General features: G+C 55.7%; 1 rRNA gene. It reads left to right on the plus strand.

The features are described 5' to 3' along the window. Positions 1-1,155 (plus strand): 23S ribosomal RNA (locus ACIBH2_RS33410); the annotation flags it as partial. Positions 1,156-1,198: the final 43 nt, after the last annotated feature.

The following is a 1,198-nucleotide window of genomic DNA, read 5'->3' on the forward strand; positions in this document are numbered from 1 at the left end:
GGTCGCAGAGACCAGAGAGAAGCGACTGTTTACTAAAAACACAGGTCCGTGCGAAGTCGTAAGACGATGTATACGGACTGACGCCTGCCCGGTGCCGGAAGGTTAAGAGGACCGGTTAGCCCGCAAGGGCGAAGCTGAGAATTTAAGCCCCGGTAAACGGCGGTGGTAACTATAACCATCCTAAGGTAGCGAAATTCCTTGTCGGGTAAGTTCCGACCTGCACGAATGGCGTAACGACTTCTCTGCTGTCTCAACCACAGACTCGGCGAAATTGCATTACGAGTAAAGATGCTCGTTACGCGCGGCAGGACGAAAAGACCCCGGGACCTTCACTATAGCTTGGTATTGGTGTTCGGTACGGTTTGTGTAGGATAGGTGGGAGACTGTGAAGCGGACACGCCAGTGTTCGTGGAGTCGTCGTTGAAATACCACTCTGATCGTATTGGACCTCTAACCTCGGACCCTGATCGGGTTCAGGGACAGTGCCTGGTGGGTAGTTTAACTGGGGCGGTTGCCTCCCAAAATGTAACGGAGGCGCCCAAAGGTTCCCTCAGCCTGGTTGGCAATCAGGTGTCGAGTGCAAGTGCACAAGGGAGCTTGACTGTGAGAGCGACAGCTCGAGCAGGGACGAAAGTCGGGACTAGTGATCCGGCACCGGCAAGTGGAAGCGGTGTCGCTCAACGGATAAAAGGTACCCCGGGGATAACAGGCTGATCTTCCCCAAGAGTCCATATCGACGGGATGGTTTGGCACCTCGATGTCGGCTCGTCGCATCCTGGGGCTGGAGTAGGTCCCAAGGGTTGGGCTGTTCGCCCATTAAAGCGGCACGCGAGCTGGGTTTAGAACGTCGTGAGACAGTTCGGTCTCTATCCGCCGCGCGCGTCAGAAACTTGAGGAAGGCTGTCCCTAGTACGAGAGGACCGGGACGGACGAACCTCTGGTGTGCCAGTTGTTCCGCCAGGAGCACGGCTGGTTTGCTACGTTCGGAAGGGATAACCGCTGAAAGCATCTAAGCGGGAAGCCTGTTCCAAGATGAGGTTTCTCACCCCCTCGAGGGGGTAAGGCCCCCAACAGACCATTGGGTTGATAGGCCAGAACTGGAAGCCCTGTAAGGGGTGTAGGTGACTGGTACTAATAGGCCGAGGACTTACCAACAAAGAAGCTACGCGTCCACTGTGCGGTATCTGAAACAACACAC

It is taken from the genome of Nocardia sp. NPDC050406, from assembly GCF_044459025.1.
GTDB lineage: Bacteria > Actinomycetota > Actinomycetes > Mycobacteriales > Mycobacteriaceae > Nocardia.